This window comes from Corynebacterium sp. CQ3829_602738 (assembly GCF_054478435.1).
This window is the reverse complement of sequence record NZ_CM137003.1, coordinates 1,173,896-1,188,932: the sequence shown is the minus strand read 5'-3', so window position 1 is coordinate 1,188,932 and position 15,037 is coordinate 1,173,896. Positions and strand designations below refer to the sequence as shown.

Below are 15,037 nucleotides of genomic sequence, written 5' to 3'. Positions count from 1 at the left end.
AGAGTGTCGATTGTTGGAACTACTTTTTGCCCTTGCGAGCCGGTCCGAAGACCATCGTCATGTTTCGGCCGTCCTGCTTCGGACGGGACTCGACAACGCCGAGCTCCCCGATGTCCTCAGCCAGACGCTCCAGCAGGCGGTACCCCAGCTCGGGGCGGGCCTGCTCGCGGCCGCGGAACATGATGGTGACCTTGACCTTGTTGCCCTTCTCCAGGAAGCGCTCAACATTGCCCTTCTTGGTCTGGTAGTCGTGCTCATCAATCTTGGGGCGGAACTTCTGTTCCTTGACCACGGTCTGCTGCTGGTTCTTGCGGGCCTCGCGGGCCTTCTGATCCTGCTCGTACTTGAACTTGCCGTAGTCCATGATCTTGGCCACGGGCGGCTTGGCCTTCGGGGCTACCTCAACCAGGTCGAGGTCCGCCTCGTACGCCAGCTTGCGGGCGTCGTCCGTGCGGACGATGCCCACCTGCTCGCCGGACGGGCCGACGAGGCGAACTTCAGGGACGCGGATTCGTTCATTGATCCGAGCTTCAGCGCTGATGAGAACTCCTAGAGACGTAAAGAAACAATGCGTGCCGCACTTGAACCGCAATCAGGCTCATCCCACGCGAAAAACCCGCTCACCCTGACGGGTGGCGGGAGTTCGTCCATGGCACACTTAGACACAGTTGTGTCTTGCGCACCGTTTGACCCGTATCCAACTCACTTACGTGAGCGGCTTGGGGTGGGATTCACTCCTCTTGCGGCCCTCGCACCCGCATGACACGGGCGCGCTGGGCGGTGTAGGCAGCAATATACATGCCCATGCCTGCACAAACCAAATCGGCGCGCCGCGGCATGCGCTAGGCCTTCGCCAGAACGTCCTGCAGGAACTGCCCGGTGAAGGAACCGGGCACCTTTGCGACGTCCTCCGGGGTGCCCTGCGCCACCACCGTGCCGCCGCCGGATCCGCCCTCTGGCCCCATGTCCACGATCCAGTCCGCGGACTTGATCACGTCCAGGTTGTGCTCGATGACCAGCACGGTGTTGCCCTTCTCCACCAGGCCGTTGAGCACCAGCATGAGCTTGCGGATGTCCTCGAAGTGCAGGCCTGTCGTCGGCTCGTCCAGGATGTAGATCGTGCGGCCGTTGGAGCGCTTCTGCAGCTCCGCGGCGAGCTTGACGCGCTGCGCCTCGCCGCCGGAGAGCGTGGTCGCGCTCTGGCCGAGCCGGACGTAGCCCAGCCCGACGTCCACAAGCGTTTGCAGGTAGCGGTGGATGGAGGTGATCGGCTCGAAGAACTCGGCGGCCTCGGAGATGGGCATCTCCAGCACCTCGGCGATGTTCTTGCCCTTGTAGCGCACCTCGAGCGTCTCGCGGTTGTAGCGCGCGCCCTCGCACACCTCACAGGGCACGTACACGTCGGGCAGGAAGTTCATCTCGATCTTGATGGTGCCGTCGCCGTGGCAGGCCTCGCAGCGCCCGCCCTTGACGTTGAAGGAGAAGCGGCCGGCCTTGTAGCCGCGCACCTTCGCCTCCTGGGTCTCGGCGAACAGGTTGCGGATCTTGTCGAACACGCCGGTGTAGGTCGCCGGGTTGGAGCGCGGGGTGCGCCCGATCGGGCTCTGGTCCACCTGCACGAGCTTGTCCAGGTGCTCCAGCCCCTCCACCTTCTTCACGCGGCCGGGCACCTGGCGTGCGCCGTTGAGCTGGTTCTGCAGCGTCTTGGCCAGAATCTGGTTCACCAGGGTGGACTTGCCGGAGCCGGACACGCCGGTCACGGCCACCAGCACGCCGAGCGGGATGTTTACGCTGACGTTGTCCAGGTTGTTCTCCCGCGCGCCAATGACCTTCAGTTGCCTCTGCTTGTCGACGTCCCTCCGGTGCTCCGGCACCTCGATCACCTTGCGGCCAGCCAGGTAGTCGCCCGTGATTGAGTCCTTGGCCTTGAGGATGCCCTCCGGCTTGCCCTGGTAGACCACTTCCCCGCCGTATTCGCCGGCGCGCGGGCCGATGTCGATGAGCCAGTCCGCCTCGCGGATGGTGTCCTCGTCGTGCTCGACCACAACCAGGGTGTTGCCCAAATCGCGCAGCTTCTTCAGCGTGGTGATCAGGCGCTGGTTGTCGCGCTGGTGCAGGCCGATGGACGGCTCGTCCAGCACGTAGAGCACACCGGCCAGGCCGGATCCGATCTGGGTGGCCAGGCGGATGCGCTGCGCCTCGCCGCCGGACAGGGTGCCGGCGGAGCGTGCCAGGGTGAGGTAGTTCAGCCCCACGTCCAACAGGAAGTGCAGGCGTGCCTGGATCTCGCGCAGCACCGCACCGGCGATCATCTCCTCGCGGTAGCCGAGCACCAGATTGTCCAGGTACTCGGAGGCTTCCTCGATGGACAGCTGCGTCAGGCTCGCGATGGACTGCTCACCGTGCGTGGTGGATGCCAGGCGCACAGCCAGGATCTCCGGCTTCAGGCGCGCGCCGTCACACGTCGGGCACGGCACCTCGCGGGTGTACGCGAGCAGGCGTTCCTTCTGCGTTTCGGACTCGGTCTGCTCCAGCTTGCGCTCCAGGTAGCCCACGATGCCCTCGTAGGCCGCCGTGTAGGAGCGCTGGCGCCCGTAGCGGTTCTTGTAGCGCACGTTGACCTTCGTGGACGAGCCGTGGATCAGGTGCTTTTGCTGCGTCTTGGTCAGCGAGCTCAGCGGCGCGTTCGGGTCGAACTTCTCTTCCTTCGCCAGCGCCTCGATGAGTTTCGTGAAGTATCTCTTGTTCGGGCTGGAGTTCCACGGCTGGAACGCGTCCACCGCGGGTGCGTCCGGGTCCGGGATGACCAGGTCCACGTCGATCTCTTTGCGCACGCCGAGGCCGTCGCAGGCCGGGCAGGCGCCGAACGGAGAGTTGAAGGAGAACGCGCGCGGCTCGTACTCCTCCACATTGAGCTTGTGTCCGTTCGGGCAGGCCATCTTCTCGGAGAAGATCTGCACGCGTTCCGGGTCGTCGGCGTCCAGCTCCACAAAGTCGAAGCCAACCAGGCCGTCCGCAAGCTTGAGCGCCGTCTCCACGGAGTCTGTCAGGCGCTGCTTCTGGCTGGCCTTGACGGTGAGGCGGTCCACCACCACGTCAATGTTGTGCTTGATCTGCTTTTCCAGCTTCGGCGGGTCTGAGAGCTGGTAGGTCTCCCCGTCCACGTTCACGCGCGAGTAGCCCTGCGAGGACAGGTCGGCGAACAGGTCCTGGAACTCGCCTTTGCGCTTGCGCACAATCGGCGCGAGCACCTGGAACTTCGTGCGCTCTTCCAGCTCGAGCACGCGGTCCACGATCTGCTGCGGGGTTTGCCGCTCAATCACTGCGTCGCACACCGGGCAGTGCGGGGTACCGGCGCGCGAGTACAGCAGACGCAGGTAGTCGTAGATCTCCGTGATGGTGCCCACGGTGGAGCGCGGGTTGCGGTTTGTGGACTTCTGGTCGATGGACACCGCCGGGCTCAACCCGTCGATGTAATCCACATCCGGCTTGTCCATCTGGCCCAAAAACATGCGGGCATACGAGGACAGCGATTCCACGTAGCGGCGCTGCCCTTCGGCGAAGATGGTGTCGAAGGCGAGCGAGGACTTGCCGGAGCCGGACAGGCCGGTAAACACCGCCATCTTGTCGCGGGGCAGCTCAATGTCCACGCCCTTGAGGTTGTGTTCGCGCGCGCCGCGCACTGTCAGCTTTTCGGCCACGTCACTCTCGCTTTCGTCGATTAGTACTCCCAAGACGCTACCAACGCGCGATTGCGGGGAAACATTCCTGAGTAGCCTTGGGTGCATGCTTACCCTTCGCCATATCTCTGTCTCCGACATGGACAACAACTGCTACCTCCTCTGCAGCGAGGGGCAGGGGTTGCTTATCGACGCAGCTTCGCACGCCCCCGAACTCCTGGCCATGGCCGACGACGCCGGCGTGAAAATCACCGCGGTGCTGACCACGCACCGGCACTACGACCACACCCGGGCGCTCAAGGAAGTGCTCGAAGCCACCGGTGCGAAGCACTACGCGCCGTTCTTGGACGCCCCGGCGATCCCTGCCCCGGCCGATGTGGAGCTCAACGACGGCGACACGATCGAGTTCGCCGGCCACACGCTCCCCGTGACCATCCTGCGCGGCCACACCCCGGGCGGCGCCTGCCTGACTGCGGAGATTGACGGCACGGTCAACCTGTTCGTCGGCGACTCGCTGTTTCCCGGCGGTTTGGGCAAAACCCAGTCCGAGGGAGACTTTGTCCGCCTCTTCAACGACGTGAAGGAGAAGGTCTTCGACGTCTACCCGGACGAGGCCGTCGTTTGGCCGGGCCACGGCAAACCCACCACGCTCGGCGAGGAGCGCCCGCACCTGGACGACTGGTGGGATCGTCGCTGGTAACCGAAAAACCCACCACCGCGGTGGCGCAAAATCGCTACACTCGGCGGGAGCACATTCAGCTACAAAAAAGTAAGGATTGGGTAAAAGTATGATCCGGAAAATCGCACGCCCGATGCTGGCTTCGGTCTACGTGATCGACGGTGTCGAGACCCTGCTGAACCCGGCTGGCCACAAGGACAGCGCGGACAGCGTGTTGAAGAAGCTGCGCGCCCTGACCCCGCGCGAGTACCGCGGCTTCCTGCCGAAGAGCCCGGAGACCGCCGCGCAGATCGTCGGCGCTACCAAGGCTGGCGCTGGCGCGTCCTTCGCCATCGGCAAGTTCCCGCGCCTGTCCGCCACCCTGCTGGCCGCCACCGCGCTGCCTACCGTTGTGGGCCGCCACGCGTTCTGGGAGGCAGAGGACGACGACGAGAAGGCACGCCGCCGCACCGGCGCCCTGACGGACCTCGGCCTCGCCGGCGGTGTCCTGCTGGCCACCGTGGACAACAACGGCAAGCCGGACCTGAAGTGGCGCGCGCAGCACGCTGCCCAGGCCGCGCAGAAGAACGTCAAGCAGGCGCTGCCGACCAAGTCGGAGACCGAGAAGGCTTGGGACAAGGCATCCGACTGGTTCTCCGACGCGACCGAGCAGGTCACCGATTACGTCGACGACAACAAGGGCGACTGGAAGAAGAAGGCCAACAAGGCCAGCGACGCTGCGAACGACTGGCTGGGCGACGCAAAGAAGCAGGCGTCCAGCTTCCTCTCCGACGCAGGCGACTGGCTGGACGACGCTGCCGAGAAGGCCTCCGACAAGGCCGAGGACGCATACGGCGATATCAAGCCGTCCAAGATCCAGCAGTTCAAGGCGAAGCGCAAGGTCAACAGCGTCGTCGGCGATCTGCAGGGCCAGCTGGACGACCTGCAGCCGTCCGCCCTGGATAAGTTCAAGGCGAAGCGCAAGGTCAACAAGGCTTCCGCCAAGGCCCAGGACAAGGCGCAGAACGCGATCGACTCCCTGCAGGACGCTTGGGACAAGTTGGACACTGACCCGAACTGGATCACCAAGCTCAAGTGGAAGCGCAAGGCCAAGAAGGCCGAGAAGAAGGCGCAGAAGCTGGTGAAGAAGGCGCAGAAGAAGTTCGCGTAGCCACTCGGACTACTTAGCGGCCCCGGGGCTGGGAATATTCCCAGCCCCGGGGCCGTTTGTTGTGGGGATGCAGGAAACAGAACAGACGTACGTGGATCAGCTCTTCGCGCACCTCGATAGCGAGGTGGCACGGGCGCAAGCGCGCCTGGAAGAGGTGCAGCGCGACGTGGACCCGGACAATCCGGACTCGGATGCCCTAGTGCGCCGCGAAACGGAGTACCACGGGCTCAACGCGAAGCTGGACGCGCTCAACGTCGCGGAGACCGGCTTAGTCTTCGGCCGTATCGACGTCGCCGACGACGACCCGGAGAACCCGGTGCCGGGCCGGCCGGATCTGGAGCGGCGCTACATCGGCCGCATGGGCATCGACGACAGGCAGGACAACTACCGCACCCTCCTGCTGGACTGGCGCGCTCCCCTCGCCCGCCCGTTCTACCTGGCAACCACGGCGCACCCGGAGGGCGTAGAAACGCGCCGCAACATCCGCATGCGCGGCCGCACCGTCACGGCGGTGGACGACGAGGTGCTCTCCGGCGACGGCGCTGAAACATCACATGCCGGTGTCGAATCCGAGGCGGCGCTGCGCCGCGCGATGAACGAGGCCCGCACCGGCCACATGCGCTCCATCGTGGAAACCATCCAACGAGAGCAGGACGAAATCATCCGCGACGCCACCCGCGGCGTCATGGTGGTCCAGGGTGGGCCGGGCACCGGCAAGACGGCGGTGGCGCTACACCGCATCGCGTATTTGCTGTACACGTGGCGCGAGCAGCTCACCCGCACCGGCGTGCTGGTGCTCGGCCCGAACGCCACGTTCCTCGAGTACATCTCCCGCGTGCTGCCGGAGCTCGGCGAGACGGGCGTGGTGCTGTCTACCGCCGACCAGCTCGTGCCTGGTTTTACCCCCACAGGCCAAGACAGCATCGCCACGCGCGAGGTGAAGGGCTCGGAAGAGATGGTGACCATCCTGAAGCGAGCTGTACAGGCCTACGAGACGGTGCCGGACGAACCGGTGCGCCTCACCTTCGACTCGGTGCCGGTCAACGCCACCCCGCAGATGATCAAGGCCGCCCGCACGAGGGCGCGGCGCTCCCGCCGCCCGCATAACCAGGCGCGCGCTTACTTCGCGGAGCGCTTAACGCAGCTCCTCGCGGAGGCGCTGGCGAAGCGCATCGGCGAGGACCCGCTCGGCGGTGCGAGCCTACTCTCGGACGCGGATGTGGACCAGCTTCACGACGACCTCGCGGACGACCCCCAGGTAGAGCAACTCATCGACACGCACTTCCCGGAGCTGGACCCCGTCGAGGTGCTGAGCACGCTGCTGACCGACAAGGACGCCATCGCCGAGGTAGCGCACGACTACGACGACTACACCCGCGACGCCTTGTACCGTGCGCCGGGCTCCCCGTTTACCCGCGCGGACACCGCGCTTGTGGACGAGCTGGCCGTGCTCATCGGCACCGTCGACCCCGAGGAGCAGCGCCGGAAGGAAGAAGAGGAATGGCGCGAGCTTGTCGACGAAGCTGAGGGCGCGCTCGACGTGCTGTCCTCCTCCGAATCCACGGACAACGACGACGACCAGTTCGAGGCCGAGATCCTCTCCGCCGCCGATGTCATCGACGCGGAGACACTCGCCAGCCGCCAGCGAGAGACTGACACCCGCTCAACCGCGCAGCGCGCACGAGCGGATCAGACGTGGGCGTACGGGCACGTCATCGTCGACGAGGCGCAGGAGCTGTCCCCTATGGAGTGGCGCATGGTGTTTCGCCGCTGCCCGTCGCGGTGGATGACGCTCGTTGGCGACACCGCCCAGACGTCCTCCCCCGCCGGCGTTGACGATTGGACGAATGCGCTGGCGCCCTTCGTGGGCCACCGGTTCCGCCTCCATGAGCTCACGGTGAATTACCGCACGCCGAAGGAGATCGCGGACTACGCCGCCGAGCTCTTGGCCGAGATCGACCCGGACGCCGCTGTACCGGAGGCGATCCGCGAATCCGGTGTGCCGGTGCAGTTTGTGGAGGACTTTAGCCTCGTCGAGAAGCGCGACGGCTTAACCGCCGTTATTGACGCCGACAACGTCGGCGAGATGAAGGGCCTGGAGTTCGACAACGTCGTGGTGGTGGAGCCGAGCAAAATTAAAGAGGCCTCGCCACAGGGGTGGCAAGACCTCTACGTCGCCGTCACCCGCGCCACGCAGACGCTAACGGTGGTCGGCGAATAGTGCCTTAGTTGACCGTGTGAACGATCATGACGTCGCAGTCGGACTGACGCGCGACGTCCGCCGGCACGGAGCCCAGCAGGCGGCCGGTCAGGGAGTTGATGCCGCGGTTGCCCACCACGAGCAGGTCCGCCTTGTTGTCGTTGACGATGGCCATCAGCGCCTGCACCGGGGTGCCCGGGCGGGTTGCGGTCTGCACGTCCGGTGCGCCTGCGGCGCGGGCGTGCTCAGCTGCGCCCTCGAGGTTCTCCAGCGCCTTCTGGTCACCCAGGATGGTCACGGAATCCTGACGCAGCGTCTTCGCGGCCTCTTCCTCGTTCTCGTAGTACGCGGTACCGATGACGAGGGTTGAACCGAACGCAGCTGCAATCTTCGCGGCGCGCTCAACGGCCAGCAGAGAGGACTTGGAACCGTCGGAGCCGACGACGATGGTCTTGTAGTTATCGGCCATGTGAAATCACCTTTCAAAAATGCGACGCGGTTAGCGTGGTCAGTGTACCCCTTGCGGGTTTAGTCGTGTCCCTCTGCCCGGGTATCAACGAGCATGACGTCCACTGGGGCCTTCTTGGCCACGTTGCCAGGGATGTTGCCGAAGATGCGCCCGGCCATGGAGCGCATGCCCTTGTTGCCCACAACGAGCAGGTCAACGCCGTATTCGCCGACGGCCTCCACCAGCACGTTCGCGGGCTGGCCGCCCTTGGACACCAGGTTGACCTTGCCGGCCTGCTCCTCCTTGGCAATCTCGTCCGCCTTGCGCAGAATCTCGCGCGCGTTGGTGGCGGTGACGATGTCCACGCGGGACAGCTCCGCGTTGGTGGAGTTCAGCATCGAGCCGGACGCGGTGTAGTGGGCGCAGATGATGGTCAGCTCGGCACCGTAGACGCGGGCGAGGCTGGCTGCGGCACGCACTGCGACCATGGAGGTGGCGGAGCCGTCGGTACCGACGGCGATCGACTTGTAGGTGTGCAAAGCAGGTTCCTTTCGCTAATTGCCTGTGTCTTTAATACCACGCAGCTCTCGTTTGAGATCTGCAATCTCGTCTCTGAGTCTTCCGGCAAGCTCAAACTTCAGTTCCCCGGCGGCGTCGCGCATTTGGACCGTCAGGTCGTCGATAAGCTTTTGCACCTCGTCCGAGGCCATGGTGGACACATCGGGGCGCTCGGCGACGGCCGCATCGGAGCTCAAGCTTGCCGACGCATCCGCGTCCGCGTTCTCATACACCTGGTCCAGAATGTCCGCGATCGCCTTGCGCAGCGGCTGCGGGTCGATGCCGTGCTCTTCGTTGTAGGCGATCTGCTTCTCGCGGCGGCGCTCCGTCTCGTCGATGGCTTCCTGCATGGACTCGGTGACCTGGTCGGCGTACATGATCACCTCGCCGGAGACGTTACGTGCGGCACGGCCGATGGTCTGGATGAGGGATTTGGTCGAGCGCAAGAAGCCCTCCTTGTCCGCATCCAGGATGGCCACGAGGGAGACCTCGGGAAGGTCCAGGCCCTCGCGCAGCAGGTTGATGCCCACGAGCACGTCGTACTCGCCCAAGCGCAGCTGGCGCAGCAGTTCCACGCGCTGCAGGGTGTCGATGTCCGAGTGCAGGTAGCGCACCTTGATGCCGTTATCCAACAGGTAGTCCGTGAGGTCCTCGGCCATACGCTTAGTCAGCGTGGTCACCAGGACGCGCTCGTCTTTGTCGGTGCGTTGCCGAATCTCGTCGATCAGGTCGTCGATCTGGCCCTTCGTGGGCTTGACGGTGACCTTCGGGTCCACCAGGCCGGTCGGGCGGATCACCTGCTCCACAAACTCGCCCTGGGCGGCCTCGAGTTCGTAGTCGCCGGGGGTGGCGGACATGTACACGGTCTGGCCGACGCGGGCCTCGAACTCGTCGAAAGTCAACGGGCGGTTGTCCACCGCGGACGGCAAGCGGAAGCCGAACTCCACCAGGTTGCGCTTGCGCGACATGTCGCCCTCGAACATGCCGCCGATCTGGGGCACGGTGACGTGGGACTCGTCGATGATGGTGAGGAAGTCCTCCGGGAAGTAGTCGATCAGCGTCGCCGGCGCGGACCCCGCCGGGCGGCCGTCCATGTGCCGCGAGTAGTTCTCGATGCCGGAACAGAAGCCGACCTGCTGGATCATCTCCAGGTCGTACTCGGTGCGCATGCGAAGGCGCTGCGCCTCGAGCAGCTTGCCCTTGTTCTCCAGCTCCTCGAGCCTGTCCGCGAGCTCCTCCTTGATAGCCTCGATTGCCTTTTCCATGCGCTCGTCCGTGGCCACGTAGTGGGTGGCCGGGAAGATGCGCACTTCATCTTCCTGGCTGATCACGTCGCCGGTGAGCGGGTGAATGTAGTACAGCGAGTCCACCTCGTCGCCGAAAAACTCCACGCGCACAGCCACCTCTTCGTAGGCCGGGATGATGTCCACGGTGTCGCCCTTGACGCGGAAGGTGCCGCGCTTGAAGTCGATGTCGTTGCGCTCGTATTGCACGTCCACCAAAAGGCGCAGAAATCGGTCGCGCTCCACTTCCTCGCCCACGCGCAACACAATAGAGCGGTCCAGGTAGGACTGCGGGGTGCCCAGGCCGTAGATGCAGGACACCGAGGACACCACGACCACATCGCGGCGGCTCAAAAGCGCGGAGGTGGCGGAGTGGCGGAGGCGCTCCACGTCGTCGTTGATGGACGAGTCCTTCTCAATGTAGGTGTCCGTCTGGGCGATGTAGGCCTCCGGTTGGTAGTAGTCGTAGTAGGACACGAAGTACTCCACCGCGTTGTTGGGCAGCAGCTGGCGCAGCTCGTTTGCCAGCTGCGCGGCCAGCGTCTTGTTCGGCGCCATCACCAGCGTGGGACGCTGCTGCTTCTCAATCAGCCACGCGGCGGTGGCGGACTTGCCTGTACCCGTCGCGCCCATGAGCACGACGTCGCGCTCGCCGCGGTTGAGCCGCTCGTCCAGCTGCGCGATCGCCGTGGGCTGGTCGCCGGAGGGTTCGAACTCGGAGACGACCTCGAAGGGTTTCTCGCGTCGCTCAATCTCGCCCACGGGGCGAAACTCAGACTGCGCGAGGACGGGATGTTCAGCAGCAAAAGCCATAGCGGCCAGTGTATCGCCAAGAGCGTCGGCGAGGCATTGCTCGTCGATAAGCAATGCCGCGAGCGCTAGGCGGCGTACTTGCGGGAGGTTTCCAGCCACTCCTGCAGCTCGCCGGCTTCCTCCCACATGGAATACAGCGCGGAACCGCCCGGGCGCATCACCGCCTGAGCGCGGCGGCGGATCCACTGCCTGTCGTCCATGGTAAACGGGTAGTCGATCCTGCCCTCAAGCCCCTCCGGCAGATGGCCGTTGATCACTGCGGCGAGCGCGATCACGGATTCCGCTTCCCCCGTTCCCAGTGAGCCCAAACCGCATTCGAAGCGGAACTGGTCCATGCGGAACGTGCCGTTGACCAGCGCTGTCACGGCATCATTTGCGGAGTCGTTGTCGAACGGCCCCGTGTTCCACGTTCCCATGCACCGAAAGTTAAGGCAGCAAGGTAAATGAAACGTGTCACACCGGTAAATTTCGCCAGTACAGTTCACTAACCTTTGATTCTTTCGATAAGTGCGGCCACCTGCGGTTCCAGCGCCTCGAGGGGACCGTTGTTGTCGATCACGACGTCTGCCGCCGAAAGCCGCGCGGCGTCGTCGATCTGTTGCGCCATGCGCGCCCGCGCGTCGGCCTCGTCGAGCCCTCGCGTATCGACGAGCCTCCTGACCCTCTCCTCCTTGTCCACATCCACGACAACGGTGAGGTCCATGTCCTTGTGCAGCCCGAGGTCCACGAGCAACGGCATGTCGTAGATAACGGCCTGCTCCCCCGCCTCTTCCGCGGCTGCGAAGCGGCGCTCGGACTCGGCCCGGATGGCGGGGTGCGTGATGGCGTTGAGGCGCTGCGTGTCTTCCGTCGTGGCGAACGCGCGGCGCGCGAGCTCCCCGCGGTTGAGCGCCCCGTCGTCGCCGATGAGGTCCGCGCCGAACTCCCGCGCTACCTCGTTCAGCACCGGCGAGCCGGGTTCCATGATCTCGCGTGCGATTTGGTCGGCGTCGACCACGGCGAAGCCAGCGCTGCCAAGCATCCGCGCCACCGTGGATTTTCCGCTGCCGATGCCGCCTGTCAGGCCCACTTTCTTCATGGGGCCGAAGATAGCAAAGCGCCCCGCACACCTGTGTGGTGTGCGGGGTGCTCGTCGCTAAGCAAGATGCTTAAGAGTTTCTCCTAAGCACGAGCCTGCGAGTGCTTAGTTGCCAGCGAGCTTGTCGCGCAGCGCAGCGAGCTGCTCGTCGGAAGCCAGGGAGCCGATGTTCTCCTCAGCCTGCTCAGCTGCCGGAGCTGCAGCTGCAGACTCGGAGGAGTAGTTGGCCTGATCGCCCTCCTGCTCCGCGGCCTCGGCGGCAGCGGCGCGGTGACGCTCGATCTGGGCGGTGTGGGCCTGGTGGCGACGCTCTGCCTCGGCGTAGCGTGCCTCCCATGCCTGACGAGCCTCGTCGTAGCCCTCCATCCACTCGTTGGTCTCCGGGTCGAAGCCCTCCGGGAAGATGTAGTTGCCCTGCTCGTCGTAGGAGTCGGCCATGCCGTAGCGGGACGGATCGAACTCCTCGACGTAGTCCTCGTCAGCCTGCTTGAGGGACAGGGAGATGCGGCGACGGTCCAGGTCGATGTCGATGACCTTGACCATGACCTCTTCGCCGACGTTGACAACCTGGTCCGGGACCTCCACGTGACGCTGAGCCAGCTCGGAGATGTGGACGAGGCCCTCGATGCCCTCCTCGACGCGGACGAACGCGCCGAACGGGACGAGCTTGGTGACCTTGCCCGGGACGATCTGGCCCACAGCGTGGGTGCGGGCGAAGACGCGCCACGGATCCTCCTGGGTCGCCTTCAGCGACAGGGAGACACGCTCGCGGTCGAGATCGACGTCGAGCACCTCGACGGTGACCTCGTCGCCCACTGCGACAACCTCGGACGGGTGGTCGATGTGCTTCCAGGACAGCTCAGAGACGTGCACCAGGCCGTCGACGCCGCCGAGATCGACGAACGCACCGAAGTTGACGATGGAGGACACGACGCCCTTGCGGACCTGGCCCTTCTGCAGCTGGTGCAGGAAGTCGGAGCGGACCGCGGACTGGGTCTCCTCCAGGTAAGCGCGGCGGGACAGGACCACGTTGTTGCGGTGCTTGTCCAGCTCGATGATCTTCGCCTCGAGCTCCTGGCCGATGTACGGATCCAGGTCGCGGACGCGGCGCATCTCGACCAGCGATGCCGGCAGGAAGCCGCGCAGGCCGATGTCGAGGATGAGGCCGCCCTTGACGACCTCGATGACGGTGCCGGTAACCGGCTGGTCGTTGGCCTGCAGCTCCTCGATGGTGCCCCAAGCGCGCTCGTACTGAGCACGCTTCTTGGACAGCATCAGGCGGCCTTCCTTGTCCTCCTTGGTCAGGACAAGTGCGTCGATCTCATCGCCGACCTCGACCACGTCTTCCGGGTCAACGTCGTGCTTGATGGACAGCTCGCGGGTGAGGATGATGCCCTCGGTCTTGTAGCCGATGTCGAGCAGGACCTCGTCGTGGTCGACCTTGACCACGGTGCCGGTGACGATGTCGCCATCGTTGAAGTACTTGATGGTCGCGTCGACTGCGGCGAGGAATTCCTCAGGGCCACCGATGTCGTTGATGGCTACCTGGGGTGCGTTGGAAGTGCGCATAAGTTCTATGTGCTCCGAAAAATAGGAGATCGTGTTTGGACAGAAGCGTCTCTCTCAGCCACGTAAACCTGCAGCTAGAGTGCTATAGGCTCGCGTGCGCCGATCTCACGCTGCGACGGCCGCCTCACCCTCCTATTACGGTGGGCCCCGTGCCCGCGCGTAGACACGCCCGCACGAGTGTAGACACTTTGCCCAGCTAGAGCAAATGATTCGCAGGTGCTTTCCGACGCCCCTCCGGTTTGCCCCGACCGCTAGCATAAGCGGAGTCTGATAGATACCAACGGTTTTGGGAGCAATCGTTTATGTGGAAACGCAGCCTCGCAGTCGCTGCATCATTTGTCGGCATTGTCGTCGGCGCCGGCTTCGCCTCCGGCATGGAGGCGCTGCAGTACTTTGTCGCCTACGGCACCAACGGGTTCTTCGGGGTGATACTGGCCAGTGTGACCATGCTGTTCGCCGCGACGGCGTTCATGACCTTCGGCTCGTACTTTTTGGCGCGTGAGCACAACGAGGTCTTCTACAACGTCACATCCAAGCCCGCGGCGTTCATCATGGATTGGTCCGCGGTGGCGTGCATGTTCTCCGTCGGGTTCGTCATGTTCGCCGGCGCTGGGTCGAATCTGCAGCAATCCTTCGGATGGCCGATTTGGGTCGGCGCCGTGGCCATGCTCGCGCTCATGCTCATTGTCGGCCGGTTCGACGTAGACAAGGTGTCCTCGGTAATCGGCTGGGCCACCCCACTACTTGTGGTGTTCGTGCTGATTGGCAGCATCTACTCGTTCACGCAGGTGGACGTGAATTGGAGTGAGGTGGGCGACTACGCCCAGCAGGAGGTTGCCCGCGCCGACGGCACTCCGTACTGGTGGCTGGGTGCGCTTAACCACACCGGCCTGAACGCGCTGTGCGGCGTGTCCATGGCGTTGGTGATGGCCGGCGACGAGTTCGACACAAAGAGCACCCGGTATGGCGGGATCCTCGGCGGCGTGATCTACGCGGTCATGCTCGCGCTGCTGGTGGCATCGTTGCTGATTCAAGTGGAGTCCGTTAACGGCGCGGACATGCCGCTGCTCGCCGTCATCGACAACGTCGACCCGGTGCTCGGCTTCATCATGACCTGGGTCATCTTCCTCATGGTCTTCAACACCTGCCTAGGCATGTTCTACGCGTTGGCGAAGCGACTGACCAGCAAGCACCCGGAGCGCTTCTACCCCACCTACGCCATCGCCTGCGTTGTCGGTTTCGGGCTCTCCTTCGCCGGTTTCCAACCGTTGGTGAACAGCCTGTACCCGATTCTGGGCTACCTCGGCCTGTTCGTCATGGCGGTGATGACGGTGACCTACCTGCGCCACCGCGACGAGCTAAAGGACGAAGGCGAGCGCCGCGCCGACGCAGTGGAGGCCGAAGACGGCCAGGAAGTCGAGGATCTCGCCGCCGAATCGAACCTGGAGGACGACGAGTTCAAGGACGCGGTCCAAGAAGAAGTTGAGTCGTCCGAAGACGACAACAAGCGCCGGTCCCTCAACGACCTGCTCTAGCACACCGGGGGTACAAATCGGGGGCGAAACACTCCGTTACGCGC

The 15,037-nt window shown here is 64.5% G+C and carries 12 protein-coding genes; 4 read left to right on the top strand and 8 right to left on the bottom strand.

Annotated elements, in window-relative coordinates:
* Nucleotides 1-19: 19 nt before the first annotated feature.
* Nucleotides 20-592 carry a translation initiation factor IF-3 gene (infC, locus tag ACX1NL_RS05755; protein WP_239357276.1) on the bottom strand — a complete coding sequence of 191 codons (573 nt, stop codon included), beginning with the start codon at nucleotides 590-592 and terminating at the stop codon, nucleotides 20-22.
* Nucleotides 593-842: 250 nt separating this feature from the next.
* Nucleotides 843-3,701, bottom strand: coding sequence for an excinuclease ABC subunit UvrA (gene uvrA / locus ACX1NL_RS05750; RefSeq protein WP_458898841.1), 2,859 nt, complete (start codon nucleotides 3,699-3,701; stop codon nucleotides 843-845).
* A gap of 85 nt (nucleotides 3,702-3,786) precedes the next feature.
* Between uvrA and ACX1NL_RS05745 the strand changes: the two genes are divergently transcribed.
* From ACX1NL_RS05745 to ACX1NL_RS05735, 3 genes are all read left to right on the top strand, one after another.
* The gene (locus tag ACX1NL_RS05745) at nucleotides 3,787-4,380 is read left to right on the top strand and encodes an MBL fold metallo-hydrolase (protein ID WP_181888352.1); all 594 of its coding nucleotides are present in this window, start codon (nucleotides 3,787-3,789) and stop codon (nucleotides 4,378-4,380) included.
* An 88-nt stretch (nucleotides 4,381-4,468) separates the two neighbouring features.
* Complete coding sequence (locus ACX1NL_RS05740) at nucleotides 4,469-5,509, top strand: DoxX family protein (RefSeq protein ID WP_239357269.1); 1,041 nt, start codon at nucleotides 4,469-4,471, stop codon at nucleotides 5,507-5,509.
* A 67-nt stretch (nucleotides 5,510-5,576) separates the two neighbouring features.
* Nucleotides 5,577-7,730, top strand: coding sequence for a HelD family protein (locus tag ACX1NL_RS05735; protein ID WP_458898840.1), 2,154 nt, complete (start codon nucleotides 5,577-5,579; stop codon nucleotides 7,728-7,730).
* A 4-nt stretch (nucleotides 7,731-7,734) separates the two neighbouring features.
* Here ACX1NL_RS05735 and ACX1NL_RS05730 read toward each other — a convergent pair whose 3' ends face one another.
* From ACX1NL_RS05730 to rpsA, 6 genes are all read right to left on the bottom strand, one after another.
* The gene (locus ACX1NL_RS05730; protein ID WP_181888349.1) at nucleotides 7,735-8,178 is read right to left on the bottom strand and encodes a universal stress protein; all 444 of its coding nucleotides are present in this window, start codon (nucleotides 8,176-8,178) and stop codon (nucleotides 7,735-7,737) included.
* Between the two features lie 59 nt (nucleotides 8,179-8,237).
* Complete coding sequence (locus ACX1NL_RS05725) at nucleotides 8,238-8,696, bottom strand: universal stress protein (protein WP_181888348.1); 459 nt, start codon at nucleotides 8,694-8,696, stop codon at nucleotides 8,238-8,240.
* Between the two features lie 15 nt (nucleotides 8,697-8,711).
* Nucleotides 8,712-10,811 (bottom strand): excinuclease ABC subunit UvrB, encoded by a 2,100-nt coding sequence (gene uvrB, locus ACX1NL_RS05720; RefSeq protein WP_269511729.1) that lies wholly within the window; start codon nucleotides 10,809-10,811, stop codon nucleotides 8,712-8,714.
* Nucleotides 10,812-10,876: 65 nt separating this feature from the next.
* Complete coding sequence (locus tag ACX1NL_RS05715; protein WP_181888346.1) at nucleotides 10,877-11,227, bottom strand: DUF4259 domain-containing protein; 351 nt, start codon at nucleotides 11,225-11,227, stop codon at nucleotides 10,877-10,879.
* A 68-nt stretch (nucleotides 11,228-11,295) separates the two neighbouring features.
* On the bottom strand, nucleotides 11,296-11,889 hold the full coding sequence (gene coaE / locus ACX1NL_RS05710; RefSeq protein ID WP_269952371.1) for a dephospho-CoA kinase: 594 nt from the start codon (nucleotides 11,887-11,889) through the stop codon (nucleotides 11,296-11,298).
* 105 nt (nucleotides 11,890-11,994) lie between these two features.
* Nucleotides 11,995-13,458, bottom strand: a complete 1,464-nt coding sequence (gene rpsA / locus ACX1NL_RS05705) for a 30S ribosomal protein S1 (protein WP_194990089.1) — start codon at nucleotides 13,456-13,458, stop codon at nucleotides 11,995-11,997.
* A 302-nt stretch (nucleotides 13,459-13,760) separates the two neighbouring features.
* On the opposite strand from rpsA, the gene ACX1NL_RS05700 reads away from it, so the two are divergent.
* Nucleotides 13,761-14,993 (top strand): YkvI family membrane protein, encoded by a 1,233-nt coding sequence (locus ACX1NL_RS05700; protein WP_269952370.1) that lies wholly within the window; start codon nucleotides 13,761-13,763, stop codon nucleotides 14,991-14,993.
* Nucleotides 14,994-15,037 lie beyond the last annotated feature (44 nt).

Coding starts and splice junctions, on each gene's coding strand:
- coaE (WP_269952371.1), bottom strand. CDS start 11,889: ATGAAGAAAGTGGGCCTGACAGGCGGCATCGGCAGCGGAAAATCCACG.
- uvrB (WP_269511729.1), bottom strand. CDS start 10,811: ATGGCTTTTGCTGCTGAACATCCCGTCCTCGCGCAGTCTGAGTTTCGC.
- ACX1NL_RS05735 (WP_458898840.1), top strand. CDS start 5,577: ATGCAGGAAACAGAACAGACGTACGTGGATCAGCTCTTCGCGCACCTC.
- ACX1NL_RS05700 (WP_269952370.1), top strand. CDS start 13,761: ATGTGGAAACGCAGCCTCGCAGTCGCTGCATCATTTGTCGGCATTGTC.
- ACX1NL_RS05745 (WP_181888352.1), top strand. CDS start 3,787: ATGCTTACCCTTCGCCATATCTCTGTCTCCGACATGGACAACAACTGC.
- ACX1NL_RS05740 (WP_239357269.1), top strand. CDS start 4,469: ATGATCCGGAAAATCGCACGCCCGATGCTGGCTTCGGTCTACGTGATC.
- rpsA (WP_194990089.1), bottom strand. CDS start 13,458: ATGCGCACTTCCAACGCACCCCAGGTAGCCATCAACGACATCGGTGGC.
- ACX1NL_RS05730 (WP_181888349.1), bottom strand. CDS start 8,178: ATGGCCGATAACTACAAGACCATCGTCGTCGGCTCCGACGGTTCCAAG.
- ACX1NL_RS05715 (WP_181888346.1), bottom strand. CDS start 11,227: ATGGGAACGTGGAACACGGGGCCGTTCGACAACGACTCCGCAAATGAT.